We start from the raw sequence: 22,506 nt of genomic DNA on the forward strand, positions 1-22,506 counted from the left end.
AATAATTTACCCCAGTTGCGTCTTAAACCGCGCCAGCTCCGCGTCCGGCATGCCCGCCTCGCGCGCCGCCTGGCAAATGGCGTTCCAGCTACTTTCATCCAGCGGGATCCCCTGGGCGAGGCGCGTTTCCCGGTTATGCATTTCCCATTCACCCGGCACCTGAACGGGCTGCGCCGGGTCATGCGGCGACTGTTTTACCCACTCCACAAAGGCATCGGTTTGCTGCTGCATATCCGGGGCGTCGAACAGTTCCGGATTGAGGATTATCGTGGTCATGCAGTTGAAGATGGCGTCCACACTCGTCTGTAGCGTCTCCTGATGGGTAGTTTTGCCACCGGACAACGCGCCGCCGAGAATTTCGCACATCGCCGCCAGCGCGTAGCCTTTATGCTGGGCGAAGGTGAGTAATGAGCCTAATGGCGCGACATGCATAACCGCCGGATCGTTGGTCGGCAGGCCGTGTACATCAATCAAACAGCCCTCCGCCACCGGCTCGCCTTTATGCCAGGCGACGCGGGTTTTGCCAAAGGCAATGGCGCTGGTGGCGTAATCCAGCAGCAGGGGCGGCGCGTCTTTGCGCGGGAACACCACGCACAGCGGATTGGTGCCGAAACGGCTGTCTTTGCCGCCAAACGGTGCCACCATCGGGTCGCCAACCACATTCACAAAGTGAATGGAGACAAACCCGGCGGCGGCACATTTTTCTGCCCAGTAGCCAATGCGGCCAATGTGGTGTGAGTTATGCAGCGCCACGGCGGCGAGGCCAAACTGACGCGCCTTTTCGATACCCAACTGGATAGCTTCATGCGCCGCCACCTGACCAAACGCGGCATTGCCTTCCAGCGTGACGACTGCACCCGCGTCTTTTACCACGCTGGCATGTTGATTGAGCTGCAAATGTCCCTGCGCCAGCGAGCGGATATAGCTGGGGATCATCCCTACGCCGTGGGAATCGTGGCCCGCCAGGTTAGCGGAAACCAGATGATCGGCGACCAGCCGCGCTTCTTCCGGCTCACTGCCCGCATAGCCCAGCAGCGCCTCGACAAACCCCTGAAGCTTTGCCGCCTGAAAACGTAACCCTGTCTGCATTTATTGTTCTCCGTTATAGGTTGTGTGCGTTTTCATGCTGCGCTTTGCGGGAAGTGAGGTCAAGCCGCCGCTATTTGCCTCTGTTTTCAAGCCACTGGAAAATCAACATCCCGGCAATCATCGCCGCCACGAATACCCTCCCATTCGTCATCCCCGCGCCCAGCAGCACCAGACCAGGGCCAGGGCAGATCCCCGCCAGACCCCAGCCGAGGCCGAACAACGCCGAGCCGCCAATCAGGCGCTTATCAATTTGCTGTGAATTCGGCAGATGCATTTCCGTCGCGCAGACGGGACGCGTACACTTTTTCGCCATCCGAAAAGCAAAGAAGCCGACGCCGATTGCGCCGCCCATGACAAACGCCAGAGACGGGTCCCAGAGCCGGGTGATATCCAGAAAACTCAACACTTTCGCCGGGTTCGCCATGCCGCTGACGATCAGCCCAATCCCGAAAATCAGTCCGGCCAGTAATGAAACGATAATATTCATGCTGTTCTCCTTAACGCCACAAGCCGGTCAGCCAGACGGTGGCAAATGCCACACCCATAAAGGTGGCGGTTGCCGCCAGTGAACGGCGCGATAGCCGCGACAATCCGCAGACGCCATGCCCGCTGGTGCAGCCGGATGCGTATCGGGTGCCGATGCCGACCAGCAGACCGGCGACAATCAGCAGCCACCACGGGGTAACGAGGGTGATTTCCGGGAGCGGCGTTACCAGACGGTATAGCCACGGCGACAGTACAATCCCGGCCAGAAACGCCAGCCGCCAGGCTTTATCCGGGGTTTTCAGGTTTAACACACCGCCAAGAATGCCGCTGATCCCGGCGATGCGTCCGCAAAATACAATCAATACCCATGCCGCGCCGCCGATGAGCAATCCGCCGATAAAACTCGCCAGCGGCGTAAAGTTCGCCATATCAATGTTCACGTTTATCTCCTTATCAGCACCATCAGGATTTAAGAATAATCCTGCCGCCAGTGCTGACTATGCTTAATGTTCAAAAACTTCCAAAACAATTGTGGTAAGCGCCCATTGTTACCCGTTTATTTTTTAAGACTGGAGGCCTGGTATGAGCAACCAAGGCAATAACCAACAACAACCGCATTCTGACGAAGACCACCACCATTTTAACCTGACGCGGCGCGATCTTTTAAAAGTGGGTGCGGCGACGGCGGCAACCGCGGCAGTGCCTTCTGGCGTGGCGTTGGCGAGTGAGCCGCCGGTCACGCCGCCACCGGAAATCATCCCGGTACGTTTTACGGTAAATGGCGAGGTCCGTGAACTGAACGTGGACACCCGTACCACCTTGCTGGACGCGCTGCGCGAAAACCTGCATCTCACCGGCACCAAGAAGGGCTGCGACCACGGTCAGTGCGGGGCATGTACGGTGATTGTCGACGGGCGGCGTATTAACGCCTGCCTGACGCTGGCGGTGATGCACCAGGATGCTGACATCACCACGATTGAAGGGCTCGGCACGCCGGATAATTTGCACCCGATGCAGGCGGCGTTCGTTAAACATGATGGCTACCAGTGCGGTTACTGTACGCCGGGACAAATTTGCTCGTCGGTGGCAATGCTGGATGAGATCAACGCGGGTATCCCGAGCCACGTTACCCTCGATCTGGTTTCGCCGCCGTCAATGGCCGCCGATGAAATCCGTGAACGGATGAGCGGCAACATCTGCCGCTGCGGTGCCTATTCCAACATCCTTGCCGCGATTGAGGATGTCGCCGGAGGGCAGAAACCATGAGGGCGTTTACCTATCAACGCGTGAATACGCCTGCCGAAGCGGCATCCAGCGCCCAGGGCCACGCCGGAGCAAAATTTATCGCCGGCGGCACCAATCTGCTCGACCTGATGAAGCTGGAAATTGAAACCCCGACGCATCTTATCGACGTTAACGGTCTGGGTTTGGACAAAATCGACGCCACAGCGGAAAGGGGGTTACGCATCGGTGCGCTGGTGCGCAATACCGACCTGGCGGCAGATGAGCGGGTGCGGCGCGATTATGCCGTGCTGTCTCGCGCGCTGCTGGCTGGCGCGTCCGGGCAGTTACGCAACCGGGCGACCACGGCGGGCAATTTGCTGCAACGTACCCGCTGCCCCTATTTCTACGATACCAATCAGCCCTGCAACAAGCGTTTACCCGGCAGCGGGTGCGCCGCGCTGGAAGGCTTTAGCCGTCAGCATGCGGTGGTGGGCGCGAGCGAAGCCTGCATTGCCACCCATCCCAGCGATATGGCCGTGGCGATGCGTTTGCTGGATGCGGTAGTCGAAACGGTGAAACCGGATGGCAGCGAACGCAAAATCCCGCTGGCGGATTTTTATCGCGCGCCGGGTAAAACCCCGCATCTGGAAACCGTGCTGACCGCCGGGGAGTTGATTACCGCCGTCACGCTTCCGCCGCCGCTCGGTGGGACGCATATCTACCGCAAAGTGCGCGATCGCGCTTCTTATGCGTTTGCGCTGGTTTCTGTGGCGGCGGTGGTACAGCCAGATGGCACCGGGCGCGTGGCGTTAGGCGGCGTGGCGCATAAACCCTGGCGAATGGACGAGGCCGACGCGCAACTGACTCACGGGGCGCAGGCGGTCTACGACAAGTTGTTCGCCAGCGCGCAACCGACTCCAGAAAACGAATACAAGCTGATCCTGGCGAAGCGCACGCTCGCCTCAGTGCTGACGGAAGCGAGGGCATACGCTGATGAAATTTGAAAATCCGGCTCAGGATAACCCAGTCGACCAGCTTAAGGTGGTGGGGCGCCCGCATGACCGTATCGACGGCCCGCTCAAAACCACCGGCACCGCGCACTATGCCTATGAATGGCACGATGAAGCGCCTAATGCAGCGTATGGCTACGTGGTGGGTTCCGCTATCGCCAAAGGGCGTATTACCTCAATGGATGTGCAGGCTGCTAAAAATGCGCCGGGCGTGCTGGCTGTGATCACCGCTGAGAACGCAGGTAAGCTGGGCAAAGGCGAAAAGAATGCCGCCACGCTGCTGGGTGGCCCGAAGATTGAGCATTATCACCAGGCCATTGCCGTGGTGGTCGCAGAGACGTTTGAACAGGCGCGGGCGGCGGCTGAACGGGTGCAGGTTGAGTATCAGCGCGAGCGCGGCGCTTACGATCTGGCAGATGAAAAGCCTACAATTACCACGCCGCCGGAAGAAACCCCCGATAAAAAAGTGGGCGATTTCGACAGCGCGTTTGCTTCCGCCGCCGTTAAGCTGGACGCGACCTATACCACGCCGGATCAGAGCCATATGGCGATGGAGCCTCACGCCTCAATGGCGGCCTGGGAAGGAGACAAGCTGACGCTCTGGACCTCTAACCAGATGATCCACTGGTGCCAGACCGATCTGGCAAAGACCCTGAATATCCCGGAAGAAAACGTTCACGTTCGTTCGCCGTATATCGGCGGCGGCTTCGGCGGCAAACTGTTTTTGCGTAGCGACGCCTTGCTGGCGGCGCTTGGCGCTCGGGCTATTAAACGGCCTGTTAAAGTGATGCTGAGCCGACCGCTGATCCCGAACAACACGACCCATCGTCCGGCGACTATCCAGCGTGTGCGCATTGGCGCGGAGAAAGACGGGCATATCACCGCGATTGCCCATGAAAGCTGGAACGGTAACGTGCCGGGCGGCCCGACGGAAACCGCGACCAACCAGACCGAGTTTCTTTATGCCGGAGCCAATCGCCTCACCGGCCTGCGGCTGGCGAAACTCGATTTACCGGAGGGTAACGCCATGCGCGCCCCAGGCGAAGCGCCGGGGATGATGGTGCTGGAAATCGCTATTGATGAGATGGCGGAAAAGCTGGGTATCGACCCGGTTGAATTTCGCATACTTAACGATACCCAGGTTGACCCCGCCGATCCGAAACGTCCGTTCTCGCAGCGCCAGTTAGTGGAGTGCCTGCGGCGCGGCGCAGAGCATTTCGGCTGGAGCCAGCGTAACCCTAAGCCCGCCCAGGTACGTGAAGGCCGCTGGCTGATAGGCATGGGGATGGCGGCGGGCTTTCGTAACAATCTGGTGATGACATCCGGGGCGCGGGTGCATCTGGACCCGCAAGGCACGGTGATGGTGGAAACCGATATGACTGATATCGGCACTGGCAGCTATACCATCATCGCCCAGACCGCCGCGGAGATGATGGGCGTGCCGCTGGAAAAAGTGGTGGTTAAACTTGGCGACTCGACATTCCCGGTTTCTGCCGGGTCCGGCGGGCAGTGGGGCGCAAACAGCTCGACGGCGGGTGTCTATGCGGCCTGCGTGAAATTGCGCGAGGCGATTGCGTCTACGCTGGGCTTCAATCCTGATACGGCGGTATTTGCTGAAGGGCAGATCCGCGAGGGGGATCGCAGCGTCGCGCTAACCGACGCCGGTGCGCTGAGTGCGCAAGACAGTATCGAGTTCGGCGATCTGGATAAGCAATACCAGCAGTCTACTTTCGCCGGGCATTTCATCGAAGTCGCTGTGGATACGGCAACGGGAGAAGTGCGCGTGCGCCGTATGCTGGCGGTCTGCGCAGCGGGCCGTATTCTCAACCCGAAAACGGCGCGCAGCCAGGTCATAGGCGCGATGACGATGGGGCTTGGCGCGGCGCTGATGGAAGCGTTAGCCATCGACACCCGGCTGGGTTATTTCGTTAACCACGATATGGCGGCCTATGAAGTGCCTGTTCATGCCGATATCCCGCGCCAGGAAGTGATCTTCCTTGACGAAACGGATCCGATTTCATCGCCGATGAAGGCTAAAGGGGTGGGCGAGCTGGGGATTTGTGGCGTCAGCGCCGCTATCGCCAATGCTATTTATAACGCCACGGGCGTACGGGTGCGTGATTATCCCATCACGCTGGATAAGCTGCTTAAAGGGCTGCCCGACCTGGTCTAAGGAAGGTGAACCGTGTTGCAACACGCGACGTTAATTGAACCTGGCTTGCTTAACCCTGAGCAGGCGTTTTTAACCGATGACAGCCAGACGATTTTGCGCTTCGCCGCCGATGCCCTGACGGCGGGCATGGCGGCGGCGCTGGTGACGCTGGTGGAGATCCGCGGGGGCGCGGCTCGACCGCTGGGCGCGCAGATGGCGGTGCGCGAGGACGGTTTGTATTGCGGCTTTGTATCTGGCGGCTGTGTGGAATCTGCGGTGGCCTATGAGGCAATGGAGGCGATGCGCTCAGGTCATGACCGCACGGTGATGTATGGTGAGGGTTCGCCGTATTTCGATATCGTGCTGCCCTGCGGCGGTGGAATTACGCTGACCGTTCATAATTTACGCGCCGTGCAGCCGTTGCTGGCGGTACTTAACAGCCTTGAGCAGCGTAAGGCAGCCGGGCTGCGCTATAGCCCAGGCTCGCAAACGCTGGTCAGTACCCATAACGGGCAAACCGGCTGGGTCGGCGGAGATTTTGTGGTGAACTATCGGCCCTGTACCCGGGTTATTGTTTATGGACATTCTCTTGAGGCGCACGTCACCGCTCACGTCGCAAAGGCCGCAGGGTTTGATGTGCATACCAGCGACAGCGTGGATCCAAAAACCGCCTTACTGCTGATTGATGACGACACGGCGGTGCTGCTGCTGTATCACGATTTGCACCGGGAACTGCCGCTGCTCCAGTGCGCGCTGGCGGCACAGCCGTTTTATATTGGTGCGCTGGGTAGCAGCCGCACTCACGAGAAACGGGTGGCGGCCCTGGCCGGGGCGGGCTGGAGCCCCGAAGATATCGCGCGCATCAAAGCGCCTGTCGGGATTTTCCCCAAAGCCCGCGATGCCCATTCGCTGGCGCTGTCGGTACTGGCCGATATTGCCGCCGTGCGCCATGCCAGGCTGTCGGCGCGATGACTGCGCCGGTGGTGATTGTGCTGGCCGCCGGAAAAGGGCAGCGGTTCCGCGATTCCGGCGGCGCCGTTCACAAGCTGGATGCACCGCTGCATGGAAACACGGTGTTAGGACATGTGCTGCAAGCTGTTACTGCGTCGGGTCTGGCGTGGCATCTCGTCAGGCCAGAAGGCGGAACCGCCGGTATGGGGGAGTCTATTGCGATGGGCGTAAGGGCGACGGCAGATGCCGCGGGTTGGCTGATTCTGCCGGGCGACTTACCGCTTATTCAACCGGATTCCCTGCGGCGCGTGGCACGTGCGCTTTCGCAAAAGCCAGTGGTCGTGCCGTATTTTCACTTGCAGCATGGTCATCCGGTGGGGTTCAGACGTGATTATTTTAGTGCGCTAAGCCTGCTCCACGGTGATAAAGGGGCGAGCGTTATCGTCCAGGATGCCCGCAAGCGAGACGATATCCTGCAACTCTTCCTTAATGATCCAGGAATTGTGCAGGATGTCGATACGGTTGGGGATTTGCACACTATCAGGGTGAAAACTTTCTCAGTATGACGCTTTTGGTCACCTCACCGGCATACGGTATTCAATCATGCCGCTTTTCTTTGCAATCCAGTCATACAACCGCTGCCCGCGCAGGTTGGTCTCATGGGTATGCCAGTAAAGATGCGCTGAGTGGCGCTTGCGGGCCTGCTGCTGTACGTACTCAATAAGCTGCTTGCCAATCTGTTTACCGCGTATCTCCTCGCTAACGAATAAATCCTCCAGGTAGCAGTAGTCCGTATCTGCCCAGGTTGAACGATGGAACAGATAATGAACCAGCCCGACGATTTTGCCGTCGCATTTCGCCACTGCGCAGAATATCGGTTCAATAGGGTTCAGAAAACGATTCCAGGTCAGGCGGGTAATATTTTCCGGGATATCGACGCGGTAAAACACCTGATAATTTTTCCATAACGGCAACCAGTCGGCGTAATCCTGCTCCGCGACCGGTTCGATTGTGACGCGGGAAATGTGTGGGTTATTCATAGTCATCCTTTTTTCATTGGCTTTGATAACGGGAAGGGTAAAGGTTATTGTGGCCCCGGATAAGTGACACTTTATTTATTTTTAATAGATCCACTTTTTGCCTGGGAGTCTCGCCATGAAAAAGAATGTCGCTCCGGTGTTTCAGGAGTTATTGCTGGAAAAAGGCGTGATTAAGGACCAGGTTTATCACGCGCTGCGTAATGCCATTCTTGATGGCCGGCTTGCAGGCGGCTCGAAGATACCCTCGAGCCGCGCAATGGCAGAAATGATGGCGATTTCCCGCAACTCGGTGATTGCCGGATTCGATCGGCTGATGGATGAAGGTTATCTGGAGACCCGCAAAGGGGCAGGGACGTTTGTTACGCACACGATCCCGGACCGGCTTACTGGCGATCAATATCCGCATCTGTTCCAGGAAAATATCCCTGTCGGAAACCACATTACAGAAGGCGCTGGCGGTATGGAGCGGCTCTTTGCCGTGGGAGTAGGATGTACCGATCTTTTCCCGCACGACGTATGGGGACGGTTGCTTGGCCGCGTGTGGCGGCAATCCCGGCGCGAACTGGATTTACACACCAGCCCGTACGGCTATCGGCCCCTGCGGCGGGCGATCACACGCTATATTCAGGCTACGCGCGGGGTTAACTGTCACGAAGAACAGGTGATTATCACTAACGGTATTCAGCAGGCGCTGGACATTACCGCGCGAAGCCTGTTGTCTGGCGGAGATAACGTCTGGCTGGATGATCCTGGTTACAATGGCGCGCGTGGGGTTTTCGCCGCTGTCGGCGCGACGGCATGCCCGGTTAGGGTCGACAGCGATGGAATGGATATTGACGATGGCATAACGCATTATCCTGACGCGAAACTGGTTTATACCGCGCCATCGCATCAGTTTCCGTTAAGCGGGACGCTGAGTTTGCCACGACGGCTGGCGCTGCTGGAATGGGCGCATTCGCATCAGGCGTGGATATTCGAGGATGACTACAATAGCGAATTCCGTTACGCCGCCCGCTCATTGCAGGCTTTACAGGGCCTGGATAACCATCACCGGGTGATATACGCCGGCACCTTTTCCAAAATGATGTATCCGTCCTTTCGGGTGGGGTTTATGGTGGTTCCCTTACCGTTACGGGAGCGGTTTATCGCCACCCGCTATTATGCCGATTTGTGCAATGGTTATCTTGAACAGGCTGTACTGGCCCGTTTTATCGAAGAAGGGCATTACGCCACCCACGTTCGCCGGATACGTAAAGCTTGTTTCGAACGTAAATCCGCGCTGGTGGCCGCAATTGAAGACTATTTCCCACAGCGAATGACGGTACACCCAACGGATTCCGGGGTTCATCTGGTGTGTTGGTTAAACGGCGGGTTGAAGGCGGAAGTGGTTCAGGATAGCGCCCGCCAGCTAGGTATGGGGATTCAGACGTTTGAACGCTACTGCCAGCGGCCCATGTTACGGGAAGGGATATTGCTGGGGTTTGCTAACCATCCGTCTGAGGTCTTAAGAGAGGGAATTCGCCGTCTGGCAGAGGCTATTTAACCTGTTATCCCCGGATGAAAATCGATCATGAATGCCTTTAGTTACAACATACAATGTAGCGCAATTAAACACAACGAACGTAAACACCGTGGCTTATTGGTCAATCAGAACAGAAAAGGGGAAATGAGCCGGTTTATGTCGGCTCATTCGGTTTAGTGGAATCAGCGGCTACTCCAGCGGTGTTTCAGGTATTCAACGGCCTGGCGCGTTTGAGGTTGTTCCAGATAACCTTCGCGAAACAGAATAGTGCCGTGGATATTGGGCTGCGATTCATTCATATCGAGCTGTTTTTTCAGTTCTGGCACGCCGCCTTGCACCGTCCAGTCAGGCTCGTTCTTTGACGGTTCACCCACTTTATACAGCGCCACGCCAATATACAGACGGGTGTTGGTCGGTTTAACCACATCTGCCCACCATTTTGCCAGCACGCCATAGCGAGCCGCGTCACGCGCGAAGGGCCAGTAAATCTGCGGAGCGATATAATCCAGCCAGCCTTTTTGCACCCAGAGGCGGGTATCAGCGAACGACTCATCATAGGCAGCCGCGCCACGGGTATCGGAACCGGCGGGATCGTGTGAACGGTTACGCCATACGCCCGCAGGGCTGACTCCAAACTCGACGTTCGGGTTCAGTTGCTTAACGGTACGGGAAACTTGCTCGATCAACTGTGAAGTGTTATGCCGCCGCCAGTCCGCTTTCGAGGCAAAGGCCTGACCGTACTGGCGCCATGTCTGGTTATCGTTCAGCGCTGAACCGGGTGTTTCGGTATAGAAATAATCATCGAACTGCACGCCATCTACGGGATAGCGTGCAACCACTTCCGCCACGATGCTGGTGATCCAGTCGCGAACGTCCGGAATGCCGGGATCAAGCACAAAGCGATCGCCCGAGGTGCGTATCCAGTCGCGATGCAGCACAAAAATGCTGGCGGGATTTAAGGGAAGGGTGCGGTTAAGTTCGTTGACTGTCGAACTGCGGGTATTGGTCGACACCCGATACGGGTTGAACCAGGCGTGCACTTTCATCCCGCGCTTATGTGCCTCATCGAGAATAAACAATAGCGGATCGTAGCCCGGATCTTTACCGATCTCACCGGTCAGCATATCCGACCAGGGCAGAATTTTTGATGGCCAGAGCGCGGTGCCGTCAGGTTTAACCTGGAAGAACACCGTGTTGACGCCCATGTTTTTCAGGTTATCCAGTTTGTCAGTTAGCGCTTGTTTTTGTTGGCGAATACGTGCATCAGGGCTCAGATTGACCGAATTCACCGGTGGCCAGTCGAGACGGGAAACGGTCGCCAACCAGACGCCGCGCATCGGTTGCTGGTTTTGCCCTGGCTTATCAGGCAGCGGCTGTTTTGCCACTGGCGGCAACGGCGTGACCAGAGATTTTGGCGGTTCTGAGGAACAACTGGCGAGAAACAGCGCGGCGACAATGATTTTTATGCTCGCGAAACGAGGAAAGCAACGAGTATTGATGATGAGACACTCCCTTTATTCTAATCGTCATTTACGTGGCTTCAGTCTGTACGGAACCAGCCAGGCGACTAAGTATATACCTGACTTTCACGCAGCGGCAGCTTATCGCTTATCGTTGGAATTTACCTTATGGCTTTGATGTTCTCATCCAGCTGCGCCTGGATATAGCGAAGCGTATTACGGGTAATTTGATCCGGCAAACTCTGTTTGGCCAGCGTTGAGAACCGGTTCGCAACGTCACACATTCGTTCAATCATCCGGCTGATGTCAGGTTCTGATAGCTCGGCCTCCTGCGTGCCCAGGGCGAGAAGGTGTTCGCGGTTAATATTCAATGCTTCACCCATCACATCCATTTGATGATATCCGCCAAGCCCATCGCAATACGTGACATCGAAAGCGGGCGCCAGTTGCCACGCGCCGGTTGACGACATTCTGTACGCGAAGTTTTTAGGATGATCGTCCCGGTTATTAAAGAGCACGTTGAACACGATGCGCTCAAAGGCGCGTGCTTTTTCACGCACATCGTTAGTACAGAAATGCGTGGCACGTAAAAAATTACCGTAGTCCAGCGAGCCGGAAACCTGATAGTTGGCACCGGTAAACGCCGCCAGGCTCTGCATCGGCACCCGCATTCCCTGGTCTCTGTCAAACCTTCGGGTAGCAAACGCCGATTGGCCACCAGGTAATACAAAATATTCGCTTTCCGATGTGTCGATGCTGCACTCGCGAAGACAGTGGGCATAGATCATCTCAATCGCGCACACTTCGGGATGTTCGTGCCGGGCGGGGAATTTAATCAGCCAGGGTTCCAGTTTGTCGGCTAATGCCGTGGTGAAGCGGCCCGTTGCGCTATCGCGGTATAACAGCGCTTTCGGTCTTGCGCCCTGAGGAGAACCGCCCATCTGTAGCAATCTGGACAGGAATTCTCCGCCTTCGCCATCCAGCACCTCCTGCACTTCGCTGACCAATTGGCTAAGTGGAATGTCTTCCGTTGTCGACAGCGCTTCAGGCTGAACAGGCACAAAAGACATCGCACCCATTGCGTTGCCGCCAATGTACGTTAGTCTTTCCAGCGGGCTAATTCGCGCAGGGTTTAAACCCCGTTGCCGGAATAATCTGTCCATCAGCAACATACCCCAGCCGTCCGGCAAAGCATCATACACCGGGCCAGGCAGGCCAAGCTGATGTGAGGGGAAATCGCGCCGTAACCGGGGGCCTTTTAACGGCAAAGAGAGAAGGGAAAGTTCCAGTCCTTTTTCACTGGCGGCCTGGCTGTACTCGAACATAATCAGCGGACGGCCAGTGAGGGCGGTAGTGTTAACCAGCGTACCCCAAAGCCAACGCTCGCCCCATCCTTCGTAGTACACCTCAACGCTATTCAGCATCATGGCTCCTTTTCTTAATTCGTTGACGGCTCAGGCTTTCTTCATAGCGGCGAAGATCGTCCAGGCTTTCCAGCTTCGGTTTAAACAGCGCTTCAAGTTCCTGGCTGCGGCCTAATACCATTGCCACTCTGACCAGACTCTCGAAGCCGATGTTTTTGCCGGATTCCAGATTGGATACCGTATTGACGCCAATGCCTGCTCTGGCAGCCACATCCGCCTGGGTCATTTGCAGAGTGATGCGTTCCTGCCGCAGGCGTTCGCAAATCAGGGCGACAATTTCGCTGGGTTTTTTGAGATATAAATCCATCATAATACTTGTTAAGTAGCTTTTAAGTAGATAAAACACAGTATAATAGATTTATAGCCCTGAAGCAGGAGTATAAATGGTGTTAATGAACCGCCTAAATGAAAAATTTGCCAGAGGGCTCAGTAAAAATTCTCCTGGCGGGTCTGCGGGAGTGTACTACGTTCAGTAAAGTGACTTTTACGGGGAGGGCCAATGAAACCATTATCGCTTTTATTCTTGTCGAGCCTGGCTTTAGCGGGCTGCGGCGCGAACAATACGCCTTCCAACACTCCTGTTCCCGGTGAAAAAACTTCCTCCAGAATGAGCACGCTGGAAACCGGCGCTCAGCTTATCCAGTCCCGTCCGCCCATTGATGCAATCAGCGCCTATCTTGACGGTTTCCATTTTTATAGCGGTGATAAAAATGGCCAGATGGAAGCCCATCACTATGTCACGGTGCTGAATGAAGACGTAATGCAGGCGGTGATTTACGACGGCAATACGAAAGATGCCCGGCTGATGGGCGTTGAGTACATCATTAGCGAGCGTTTGTTTAACACATTACCGCCGGAAGAAAAAAAGCTGTGGCACAGCCATCAGTATGAAGTGAAATCCGGCAGTCTGATTGCCCCGGGTTTACCTGCGGTGGCTGACAAGGCGTTGATGAGCAAAATTGTGAATACCTACGGCAAGACCTGGCACACCTGGCATACCGACCGCGATAAAACACTGCCGCTTGGCATTCCGGCGCTGATGATGGGCTTTACCGGCGAAGGGCAGTTGGATCCCAAACTCCTGGCAGACAGAGATCGACGCTTTAACGTGAGCACCCAGGCCATCAAACAAGAACGTGAGGATATTGTGGCGCACCCGGTTGCTAAAGGAGCCAACGCCTGGCAGCGCGGTGAGGTGATCCAGCTTAAGCGGGTAGAAGGCTCGGGCGAACATGGCCACGGAGACACGACCCATTTCGGAACATCGGAGCAAACCACAGACGCCAGAGATTGACCGGGAGAGCAATTATGAAAGTTCATCATCTTAACTGCGGTTGTATGTGCCCGGTCGGCGGCGTGTTATTTGATAGTTTCAGCAAAGGTATTTATGCACACCTGGTGTGCCGTTGTCTGCTGATTGAAACTGACCGGGACGGCCTGGTCCTGGTGGATACGGGTTTCGGTCGTGAATAAGCACAGGATCAGCGTGATGCTTTCCGTGCTGTTGTCAGCTCGGGAAAATGAGGCAGTCGCTGATATCCTCGGGGAGCAGGTTTTGAGCAGGGCGATAAGACAGGGTTATCGCCCTGAGGGGGTGATGCTCGTAGCGGGAAATTATCCCTGTTGCGTGGCGTCCGATTCGTGACGGGTATCAACCGTCACTTCACAAGACAGCCCGCTTGCCATGGCGATCGGTTGGTTGAACACAATTTTAACCGGTAGACGCTGGACAATTTTGGTAAAGTTGCCTGTGGCGTTATCAGCAGGCAACAGAGCGAAAACCGAACCGGTTGCCGGCGCGAGACTTTCAATATGACCTTTAAAAATTTTGCCGGGATAACTGTCGATGGCGATATCCACCGCTTGTCCCGGCTTCATCCCGCCGCGCTGCGTTTCCTTAAAATTAGCCACCACCCACGGATGCTGTTCAGGAACGATGCTGGCGACCGTTTGCCCGGCCTGGGTAAACATCCCCACCCGCAGGTTGCGATTTCCGATCACGCCTGAAACCGGGGCAACAATCCGCGTATAGGTTAACTGCAACTGCGCATCCGCGAGACTGGCCTGGGCCTGTTTAAGTTGTGCCTGATCCTGTTCAATGGTGGTCTTTAGCACTGCAAGTTTTGCCTGCTGCGTCTGTAGGCTTGCCTGCGCCTCGGCAACACCCGCTACCGCGACTTTGTGGGTGCTATCCGCTTTATCCATATCGCCCTGGGCAATATAGTGTCGGGAGTTAAGCTGGCTGAAGCGGCTTAGCTCCTGGCCCGCATATTTTTCGCTGGCTTGTGCTGAAAGCAGGCTACTGCTGTACTGACTAATGATGCTTTCCTGCATTTTTGCGTTTGCCTGCGCATTGCTCAGCGCCGCCAACGATTTCGCCACATCAGCTTCGGCTTTCAGGATCGCGACCTTATAAGCGCGATCGTCGAGAATGGCCAGCAATTGCCCTTGCTTCACCTCATGGTTATCAGTGATACAGGACACCATTACCTGCGAGCTAATACGGGCGCTGATATTGGTGATATCACTTTGGGTATATGCATTATCGGTAGTCTCGATATAACGCCAGTGAAATAACCAGTACAGAAATCCACCCAGCAGTACCACTAACATCAGTGGAATCACAATTTTTTTAACATACTTCATTGGCAATCACCGCGTAAGAAGGAGCTGTGGCCGGGAATATTGTTAAGCCAACTCCCGGCTATCCATTAGTTAATCCTGACAATCTGTTTGCCAAAATGTCTGGCGTTTAACAGATCGATAAACGCCTGGGGCGCTTTTTCCAGTCCTTCCACAATGGTTTCCCGGTATTTGAGCTTGCCCTCGCGCAGCGCGTTAATCAGCCACGCGTCTGATTCCGGGTAATCCTTAAACCATTCCGTGACCAGGAAAAACCGGTTCGCCGGAGGATTGGGCAGGGAAGAGAAAAAATCAGCCGGGCTGGACGCCGCAATTCCTGATGCCTGATCGTAACTGGCCGCATTGCCGCAGACCGGGACGCGCGCACCTTCATTGAGCAATTGCGCGACCAGCACCGAAATGCGCCCGCCGACATTTTCAAAGTAAATATCAATGCCGTCCGGACAGGCCTGACGCAACTGATGTTTAAAATCGCTGTCGTGATAGTTTATGCAGACATCAAAACCCAGCTCATCCACCACATAGCGGCATTTCTCCTCGCTGCCCGCAATGCCCACCACCCGGCAACCCGACATTTTGCCTATCTGGCCGACGGTTGATCCAACCGCGCCGGAGGCTGCCGATACCACTAAGGTCTCGCCCGCGCGCGGTTTAGCGATCCGCGTCATGCCAAAATAGGCGGTGCGTCCGGGCGTCCCGACGGTATTCAGAAAAACGGTGTCGGGCAGGTCAACCTGCGGCAACGTGTGGACAATGAAATCGCGCTCGTTGCTGATGTGGTATTGCTGCCAGCCTGAATAGGCGAAGACTTTATCGCCTTCGCTAAAGTTCGGATGACGTGAAGCCACCACCACGCCCACGGTCTCCCCGGCGACCACGTCGCCGCAATGGACTGAACTGACATAATCTGTACTGTAATTCAGGCGCGAACGGATATAAGGGTCGAGGGATAACCACTGATTCGCGATAAGAAATTCCCCGGGCTCCAGCGCCCTGACTGGGGTTGTCTGGCTGCGGAAATCGCTCAGTTGCAGCGGGCCTTCCGGGTGTCTGGCTAATACGATGGCGTTGTTTTCGTAATACGTCATGTTCTGCTTACCTTTCAATAAATGGATGAGTTCAGTCGCTCAGTGCAGGATAAATGTTCAGGAGTGCTGCGTTTTTGTCTGCCAGCGATAGTGTGGCCACCGAACACTAAAAAATATCATCGCCAACGTTAACGGCCAGCCGACCACGAGCAGTGATGTATTTAATAATGGGCTGTGGAAGTGATACAGCAGGTAAACCAGTAGCGCCTTGCTGAGATACACGAAAATCCACGTCAGTGATATCTCTTGCCAGACCCGTCGGTAGGCCGGTGTTCCATAAATATTCAGCGTGGTGAGTTGGGGTCTTGCCTGTTCGGCAAACGTCTGGATAACGGGCGCGCCGCGAAGCGAATAGAACAGGAAAACCACCGCGACGGTTAACGCGCCAGTGAGTGATAAGAACACATCCTCCCGCAGCACTGGCAGCCACGTGGGCTGGCGCAGGAAAAGGTAATGGCAGCAACCGGAAAGCAGGAGCATTAGCACTACGGCAAGCGTAGCCTTACGATTGTTGCTTTGTAATGCAAGGAGGGTGGCCCAGACTGCACTGGCTATCAGCGCCGCGCCAATGCCCACGCGGTACAACGCCCCATAATAGAGCGCTAACGGAATAACGATATTTAATATCGCCGCGCGGGAGCGCAGATAATGCAAAAAAGTATAAGGGGTATTCTGGGTCATTTAGTGTTTCTCCGCTGAAGGCTGGAACAGCCGGAAATTTTTAGTGGCGAATAGCGCCAGAATCGCCGTGGCCAGCATCATTACACCCATCACATTAAAAATGTCGTTAAAGGCGATGATCTGGGCCTGGGTTTTGATGTCATTGGTCAACATGGCATATGCTGTCTGTTGAACGTTGAGGTTGTTCAGCGAACCGCCATGATTGATCAACAGCGTTTTGACATTTTCCACGTAGCGATTAAACGCATCGCTACCGGAACTTATAGTCGACTGGATTTGGTCGGCGTGCATCCACGCATGGTTGACGTAAAGGGTGGACAGTATCGCGGTCCCCATGGAGCCGCCGATGCTGCGGGTAATGTTAATCAGAATGGCGGAAGAGGCGCTGTCTCTGGCCTGGACATTACGGGTGGCGATCATCGAAAGCGGCACCATGATAAATGGTTGCCCCAATGCTCTTATCAACAACGAGAGTTTCATCTGCTGCCCGGCGAAATCGCTGTCCATATGACCATTCATAAATGAGCTGATAGCGAGTCCCATAAAGCCAATGAAAATCATGTACTTTACATTAAAAATCTTCAGTAGTTTCGGGATGAAGGGCAGGATCGCCAGTTGCGGCAACCCCATCCAGATCAACACATTACCAATTTGTAAAGCATCATAGTTATGCACGCTGGTCAGATAAAACGGCACCATAAACAGCGTGCCGTAAATCGCAACGCCCAGCATGAAGAACATGATGCAGGCATGGGAAAATGCTGCGTCCCTGAACATACGGATATTGATCAACGGGGACGGGTGAGCAAGCTGATCGTAGATGAAAGCGACAAACGCCACTCCCGAAATGGCGAGCAGCGAGCAGATCAGCGAGGAATCCAGCCAGTAGAGACTACGTCCCTCTTCCAGCACCACTTCCAGGCAGCCCAGCCAGAGCATTGCGGTGAGGATGCCGATGAAATCGCCGTTGCGGATCACCTCCCATCGAATGGGTGGCCGTTGCATTCCATAATTAATCAGTGCGCAGGCAAATGCCGCAGGTACGGCATTGATGTAAAAAATCGCGTGCCAGGAGAAAGTTTCCGTCAGCCAGCCGCCCAGGGTGGGTCCGATGGCCGGGGCAAATGTACCCACGATACTGAATAACGACATCCCGAAGGGGCGTTTTTCGCCTGGTAATACCTCAATGATTAAGCGAAAGGAGAGAGGGATCAGCGCGCCGCCGCCGAATCCCTGCAAGGCGCGAAAGACAATCATGGAATTCAGATCCCATGAAAGCGAACACAGGATTGACGCCGCGAGAAAACTGCCGATACACCATAGCGCATAGCGGCTTGTGCCCAGCGCCTGCGCCAGCCAACCGCACAACGGTATGGCAATGATTTCTGCGGTAAAGTAGGACGTCATCAACCACGAGCTGTCATCCAGCGTGGCGGATAACGCCCCCTGAATTACCTTCATCGACGAGTTAGTAATCTGAATATCCAGAATGGCCATAAAGCCACCGAGCAGGCCGCCGATAACGGCGCACCAACTGCGCAGTGATACTCCGGCGCTTTGGCTGTGAGTTCCCTCATTACTGAGGGTATTAACCTGCCCGGTTACGCTCATGGCAATACCTTTTTAACTCGCTGAATAAGTTCAGTGATGAAAGGTTCATTCATCATAGAGATGTGATTGCCCTGGGCGGTCAGAAGGGTGACGGGTTTCTCTGACAAACGCTGCCAGCCCAGCCCCGGCGCAGGCAACTTTATCCTGCCCGGCATCGTCTCCTGCGCTTCGGCCACCACGATATCTCCCGCATAGGGCGCACCGACGTAACGATCGCTGGCGCTGATATGCGCCCACAAAATCACCAGGAAATGACGGAAATGCGCAAAGCTCAGCGAGGCGGGGACCAGCCCGGCGCGGCGGAACTCCTGCATAAACAGTTGAGTGCGTTCGTCTTCACTCATCGCCGCCAGTTTCTGCCCGGAGATATCGAATTTCATACCGGTAAACAACGCGACTTTACGGGCAAAATAAGCCAGACGCTCGCTTTCACTCATCTGTTCCGCGTTATCGACGCGCACCTGCGGCGCGGGTTGATCAAACACCAGCAGTGTCGGCGCCCGGCCCGTGATGGCGGTGATTTGTTGTCCCAGCTCAAACGCAATTGTCGCGCCCAGTGACCAGCCGCCCACGATTAGCGCCTCGCGATGGATCAGGTTGCCTGCCTGTTGCAGGTAGAAGGCAGCCAGCGCGGTGATATCGCGATCGCGATCGTGCACCTGGCTGAAATCGGCGACCTGGAGGCCATAAACCGGATAGCGTGATTCCAGCGGTTTCAGCATCGGGTAATAGCAGAGCACGTTGCCGCCCGCCGGGTGCACCATCAGGAAGGTAGGCAGGCTCTCGTCGCCTTTATTCATCGTCACCAGCGAGGTTAACGCCTGCGGTGCGCTGATTTGGCCGATAAACTTCGCCAGCTCTGCAATACTGCTGTGTTCCAGCAACTGCCCCAGCGACAGCGCGGTGCCAAAATGTGGGTTAACTTGCATCACCAGTTTTAGCGCGTTGATGGAGTTGCCGCCCAACTGGAAAAAGCTGCTATGGGTATCGACCGCATTGAGACTGAGCACATCGCAATAAAGCTGATGTAACTGGCGCTCTGTCTCATTTTGCGGCATGTGACTGGCGGCCTCGTGCGGCAATGGCAGGGCATTCAGTGCGGTATAGTTGATCTTCCCGCTGGCGGTCAGCGGCATCGATTCAAGCCATACCCAGCGATCCGGTAGCATAAAGTGCGGCAAGCGGGCGCGGGCATAATCCTTAATTTCGTCCTGTTGGTGCCCGGTTAGCGTTGCAAAAAACACCACCAGGTGCTGCTCATCGTCACCGTTCGGCTTAACCAGTACTCCCGCCTGAGTCACACCCGGACACTGATGCAGCACATGTTCGATTTCCGCAAGCTCCACGCGGAATCCACGGATTTTCACCTGCCGGTCGATACGCCCTAAGTATTCGATATTGCCATCCGCCATACGGCGGCCTTTGTCACCGGTACGGTACAGGCGTTCGCCAGTCATAAACGGATGGGGAATAAAGGCGCTGGCGTTTTTGTGCGCATGACTCCCGATGTAACCCGCGCTGAGGTGCGCGCCGCCTATACAAATTTCCCCCGGCAGGCCGTCGGCCACTGGCTGGCATTGAGAATCGACAACCAGCAACTGCACGCCGGGGAAGGGTTTCCCGATAGGCAGATAGCTGCCTTGCGGCAATACGGTGTCGGGCATTGCTTCCCAGGTCGCCACTCCGACGGTACTCTCGGTAGGGCCATAGTGATTTACAATGCGGCATCGGCCATTTAGAGCACGCACCCGCTCAATCAGAGACCAGGAGGCGCGCTCGCCTCCCAGTACCAGTAAAGCGGTAGGAAGCAGCGCCGCCGCGTTTTCTCCCTGGAGCAATGCGCTCAGATGAGAGGGCGTGATTTTGATACATTCTAGCGGTTGGCGCGTCAACTGCGCGGTCAGTAATGTCGGGTCCTGTAGTGCGCTGTTGCTGATAATATTTAAACAGCCGCCCTGGGTCAGGGCTGGATAAATCAGGGTATGCGCCAGGTCGGTGGTGAAGCCGGAGAACATGCCGTAATGCGCTCCGGCGGGTTGTTGCAGCACCTGGCTTGCATTCGCGCAATAGCGTGCCAACTGGGCGTGATTAACCTGTACGCCTTTAGGGGTGCCGGTGCTGCCAGAGGTGTAAATGAGGTAGGCGGGCGCATCCGGGTCGACATTCGGCAGCGCCTGACGGGTCAGCGATGACGGGATGACGCGCATATCAAAGCGCGTTGCACCCTCAAAGCTCATGTCATCGTTGTCAGCGATCACCCAGCGCGCGGCTGCGTCATCCATCATATACGCAAGGCGCTCATACGGCAGAGTCATATCCAGCGGCAAATAGCAGCCGCCCGCGCGCAGTACCGCCAGTATTGCGACCAGGCAGTCAATCCCTTTCTCCATGGCGAGACCCACCACATCCCCCGGTTGCAGGCCCGCCGCCAGTAGCCATTGCGCGAGCTGTTCCGATTGTCCGGCGAGCTGTTGATAATTGAGCGCCCGATCATCGCATCGCGTCGCCAACGCGTGCGGGGCGTTGTCAGCAACCCTGGCAAACTGTTGGTGCACCGGCGTGAAGTCAGCCTGTGGCTGCGCGGCCTCTGTCTGGCTCCGGCGGCGCTCTTCATCGCTCAGCAGCGAAATTTGCGCAAGGGTGATCTGCGGATTGTTCACGAACTGGCGCAGGATACGCTGGAAATGCGCCAGCATCCGCACGGCAGTGCTTTCATGGAACAGGGTCGAGTTGTAATAGAGCGTGAACAGGAGCTTATCGCTGTCTTCTTCAATCCAGAGGTTAAGATCGGTTTTTGACACGCCATAATCCACCTTTAGCGGCTTAACCGACGCCTGACTGTCGTCATAAAAATGGGGGAAAACCTGGTAGCTCAGCATGGCCTGGAAAAGCGGGTTCATTTGCGGTGAGCGAACGAAACTGATGTTGTCGAGGATCATGTTGAATGGCACATCCTGATACAACATCGCTTGTGCGCACTGGGTGCGCGCCTGTGATAACAACGCCTCGAAGCGAGAATCTGCGTGAACTTGCGCGCGAAGCGGCAGGGTATTCATAAACAACCCCAGCAAATCCCGGCTTGCCGCCTGATTGCGGTTGGCAAACGGGATCCCGACGATGATGTCATCCTGCCCGCTGTAAAAGTAAAGCAGCGCCTGCCAGGCGGTTAACATGGCATGGAACAGGGTGGCGTTATGATGGCTGCACAGGGTGCTTAACGCCTTTTGCAGATCGCGATCGAGAGTCTGGCTGACGATACCGCCCGCTGAACGCATGCGCTCAGGGCGCGGCGCGTCGGTGGGCAGCTTTAATATCCCCTGAGCGCCGTCCAGGTGTTCTTTCCAGTATGAGATGCCCCGGTCGTAATGGCCGTTACTTTGCCACTGGTTTTCCGCCAGCGCGTAATCAGAGAATTGCAGGAAACCTTCCACCTCAGGCGTCACGCCATTTTCTAGCTGGAAATAGATGCCCATTAATTCCCGGAAAAACAGGTTCATGGTCCAGCCGTCTGAAATAATATGGTGAAGTGTCAGCATCATCACATATTCATTATGCTGCGTTTTAATAACCCGCCAGTGAGAGAGTGGCCCGCGCGCCAGGTCAAAACTGCGGCGGCCTTCTTTAAGCGCCTGTTTGTCGATGTGGTTTTTTTTATCCTCATCCGCCATGGCGACAATATCTTCATAGACGAAGTCAAATATAATTTCGTCGTTGATACACTGCATCACATCGCCATTCTCTGTCTGAAAGGTGGTACGTAAAATGGTGTGCTTACGGGTTAACAACGTTAATGCCTGACGGGCCTGCTCCTGATTAAATTCGAGCGCCATATGACACACAAAAGCATAAGGATTGTTATAGGCTCTTTTATCTTCAAGATATTGATCGAGTAGCCAGATACTTTTTTGCGCGCTGGTGAGTGGAAAGTGTTTACGCGCTTTATCGGTGCAACGCTGAATACCGTCAGAAAGATGACCCGCAGCATGTAATTTTTTTTGCTGAGCCAGTTTTTTAATGTCGTCCAGGCTTAGTGAACGAATGTCATCGCTTTTATTTGTCATAGTCTTTTTCCCGGGTTAGAGACCGCGTTATCGCGCCCGCAGGCGGCGATAACGCGGAACATTC

At 55.6% G+C, this 22,506-nt stretch carries 20 protein-coding genes; 8 read left to right on the plus strand and 12 right to left on the minus strand.

Translation table 11 applies throughout. The features are described 5' to 3' along the window. Positions 1 to 6: 6 nt before the first annotated feature. The 3 genes from RT120_RS03670 to RT120_RS03680 form a co-directional block, all read right to left on the minus strand. Positions 7 to 1,089 carry a malate/lactate/ureidoglycolate dehydrogenase gene (locus tag RT120_RS03670; RefSeq protein ID WP_312979501.1) on the minus strand — a complete coding sequence of 361 codons (1,083 nt, stop codon included), beginning with the start codon at positions 1,087 to 1,089 and terminating at the stop codon, positions 7 to 9. A 70-nt stretch (positions 1,090 to 1,159) separates the two neighbouring features. After that, a complete protein-coding gene (locus tag RT120_RS03675) occupies positions 1,160 to 1,576 on the minus strand; it encodes a YeeE/YedE family protein (RefSeq protein WP_312979504.1) in 417 nt (138 codons plus the stop codon). A 10-nt stretch (positions 1,577 to 1,586) separates the two neighbouring features. After that, on the minus strand, positions 1,587 to 2,015 hold the full coding sequence (locus tag RT120_RS03680) for a YeeE/YedE family protein (RefSeq protein ID WP_312979507.1): 429 nt from the start codon (positions 2,013 to 2,015) through the stop codon (positions 1,587 to 1,589). A 142-nt stretch (positions 2,016 to 2,157) separates the two neighbouring features. On the opposite strand from RT120_RS03680, the gene paoA reads away from it, so the two are divergent. From paoA to RT120_RS03705, 5 genes are read left to right on the plus strand one after another with little or no spacing between them, the layout of a single operon-like run. Further along, the gene (gene paoA, locus RT120_RS03685) at positions 2,158 to 2,841 is read left to right on the plus strand and encodes an aldehyde dehydrogenase iron-sulfur subunit PaoA (protein WP_312979510.1); all 684 of its coding nucleotides are present in this window, start codon (positions 2,158 to 2,160) and stop codon (positions 2,839 to 2,841) included. After that, positions 2,838 to 3,803, plus strand: a complete 966-nt coding sequence (locus RT120_RS03690) for a xanthine dehydrogenase family protein subunit M (RefSeq protein WP_312979512.1) — start codon at positions 2,838 to 2,840, stop codon at positions 3,801 to 3,803. The genes paoA and RT120_RS03690 overlap by 4 nt, the downstream gene beginning before the upstream one ends. Beyond that, positions 3,793 to 5,982: an aldehyde oxidoreductase molybdenum-binding subunit PaoC gene (gene paoC / locus RT120_RS03695; protein WP_312979515.1), complete on the plus strand. Its 2,190-nt coding sequence runs from the start codon at positions 3,793 to 3,795 to the stop codon at positions 5,980 to 5,982. Before RT120_RS03690 ends, paoC begins: the two co-directional genes overlap by 11 nt. A gap of 12 nt (positions 5,983 to 5,994) precedes the next feature. Then, positions 5,995 to 6,933: an XdhC family protein gene (locus RT120_RS03700; RefSeq protein ID WP_312979518.1), complete on the plus strand. Its 939-nt coding sequence runs from the start codon at positions 5,995 to 5,997 to the stop codon at positions 6,931 to 6,933. Further along, positions 6,930 to 7,478, plus strand: coding sequence for a nucleotidyltransferase family protein (locus RT120_RS03705; RefSeq protein WP_312979521.1), 549 nt, complete (start codon positions 6,930 to 6,932; stop codon positions 7,476 to 7,478). The genes RT120_RS03700 and RT120_RS03705 overlap by 4 nt, the downstream gene beginning before the upstream one ends. A 9-nt stretch (positions 7,479 to 7,487) precedes the next feature. Here RT120_RS03705 and RT120_RS03710 read toward each other — a convergent pair whose 3' ends face one another. Beyond that, positions 7,488 to 7,952, minus strand: a complete 465-nt coding sequence (locus tag RT120_RS03710; RefSeq protein ID WP_312979524.1) for a GNAT family N-acetyltransferase — start codon at positions 7,950 to 7,952, stop codon at positions 7,488 to 7,490. A gap of 115 nt (positions 7,953 to 8,067) precedes the next feature. Between RT120_RS03710 and RT120_RS03715 the strand changes: the two genes are divergently transcribed. Then, entirely contained in the window at positions 8,068 to 9,495 is a 1,428-nt protein-coding gene (locus tag RT120_RS03715) for a PLP-dependent aminotransferase family protein (RefSeq protein ID WP_312979527.1), read from the plus strand. A gap of 161 nt (positions 9,496 to 9,656) precedes the next feature. On the opposite strand, the gene RT120_RS03720 is transcribed toward RT120_RS03715, so the two are convergent. The 3 genes from RT120_RS03720 to RT120_RS03730 all read right to left on the minus strand — a co-directional run bounded on the left by RT120_RS03720 (position 9,657) and on the right by RT120_RS03730 (position 12,665). Next, the gene (locus tag RT120_RS03720) at positions 9,657 to 10,976 is read right to left on the minus strand and encodes a glycoside hydrolase family 10 protein (protein ID WP_312979691.1); all 1,320 of its coding nucleotides are present in this window, start codon (positions 10,974 to 10,976) and stop codon (positions 9,657 to 9,659) included. Positions 10,977 to 11,095: 119 nt separating this feature from the next. Next, complete coding sequence (locus RT120_RS03725) at positions 11,096 to 12,358, minus strand: type II toxin-antitoxin system HipA family toxin (RefSeq protein ID WP_312979532.1); 1,263 nt, start codon at positions 12,356 to 12,358, stop codon at positions 11,096 to 11,098. Further along, positions 12,348 to 12,665, minus strand: coding sequence for a helix-turn-helix domain-containing protein (locus tag RT120_RS03730; protein WP_409515018.1), 318 nt, complete (start codon positions 12,663 to 12,665; stop codon positions 12,348 to 12,350). Before RT120_RS03730 ends, RT120_RS03725 begins: the two co-directional genes overlap by 11 nt. 192 nt (positions 12,666 to 12,857) lie before the next feature. Here RT120_RS03730 and RT120_RS03735 point away from each other — a divergent pair, with 192 nt between their 5' ends. Continuing rightward, positions 12,858 to 13,652 carry an OBAP family protein gene (locus tag RT120_RS03735; protein ID WP_312979537.1) on the plus strand — a complete coding sequence of 265 codons (795 nt, stop codon included), beginning with the start codon at positions 12,858 to 12,860 and terminating at the stop codon, positions 13,650 to 13,652. 14 nt (positions 13,653 to 13,666) lie between these two features. Beyond that, positions 13,667 to 13,831, plus strand: a complete 165-nt coding sequence (locus RT120_RS03740; RefSeq protein ID WP_312979540.1) for a hypothetical protein — start codon at positions 13,667 to 13,669, stop codon at positions 13,829 to 13,831. A 141-nt stretch (positions 13,832 to 13,972) separates the two neighbouring features. Here the strand turns inward: RT120_RS03740 and RT120_RS03745 are convergent, their stop codons facing one another. The 5 genes from RT120_RS03745 to RT120_RS03765 form a co-directional block, all read right to left on the minus strand. Then, positions 13,973 to 15,004 (minus strand): HlyD family secretion protein, encoded by a 1,032-nt coding sequence (locus tag RT120_RS03745; protein WP_312979543.1) that lies wholly within the window; start codon positions 15,002 to 15,004, stop codon positions 13,973 to 13,975. A gap of 65 nt (positions 15,005 to 15,069) precedes the next feature. Continuing rightward, the gene (locus RT120_RS03750; RefSeq protein ID WP_312979546.1) at positions 15,070 to 16,089 is read right to left on the minus strand and encodes an NADP-dependent oxidoreductase; all 1,020 of its coding nucleotides are present in this window, start codon (positions 16,087 to 16,089) and stop codon (positions 15,070 to 15,072) included. Positions 16,090 to 16,146: 57 nt separating this feature from the next. Continuing rightward, on the minus strand, positions 16,147 to 16,770 hold the full coding sequence (locus tag RT120_RS03755; RefSeq protein ID WP_312979548.1) for a hypothetical protein: 624 nt from the start codon (positions 16,768 to 16,770) through the stop codon (positions 16,147 to 16,149). Then, complete coding sequence (locus RT120_RS03760; RefSeq protein WP_312979551.1) at positions 16,771 to 18,381, minus strand: DHA2 family efflux MFS transporter permease subunit; 1,611 nt, start codon at positions 18,379 to 18,381, stop codon at positions 16,771 to 16,773. After that, on the minus strand, positions 18,378 to 22,442 hold the full coding sequence (locus RT120_RS03765; protein ID WP_312979554.1) for an amino acid adenylation domain-containing protein: 4,065 nt from the start codon (positions 22,440 to 22,442) through the stop codon (positions 18,378 to 18,380). The genes RT120_RS03760 and RT120_RS03765 overlap by 4 nt, the downstream gene beginning before the upstream one ends. Between the last annotated feature and the right edge of the window lie 64 nt (positions 22,443 to 22,506).

The organism is Atlantibacter sp., assembly GCF_032062175.1.
Lineage (GTDB): Bacteria > Pseudomonadota > Gammaproteobacteria > Enterobacterales > Enterobacteriaceae > Atlantibacter.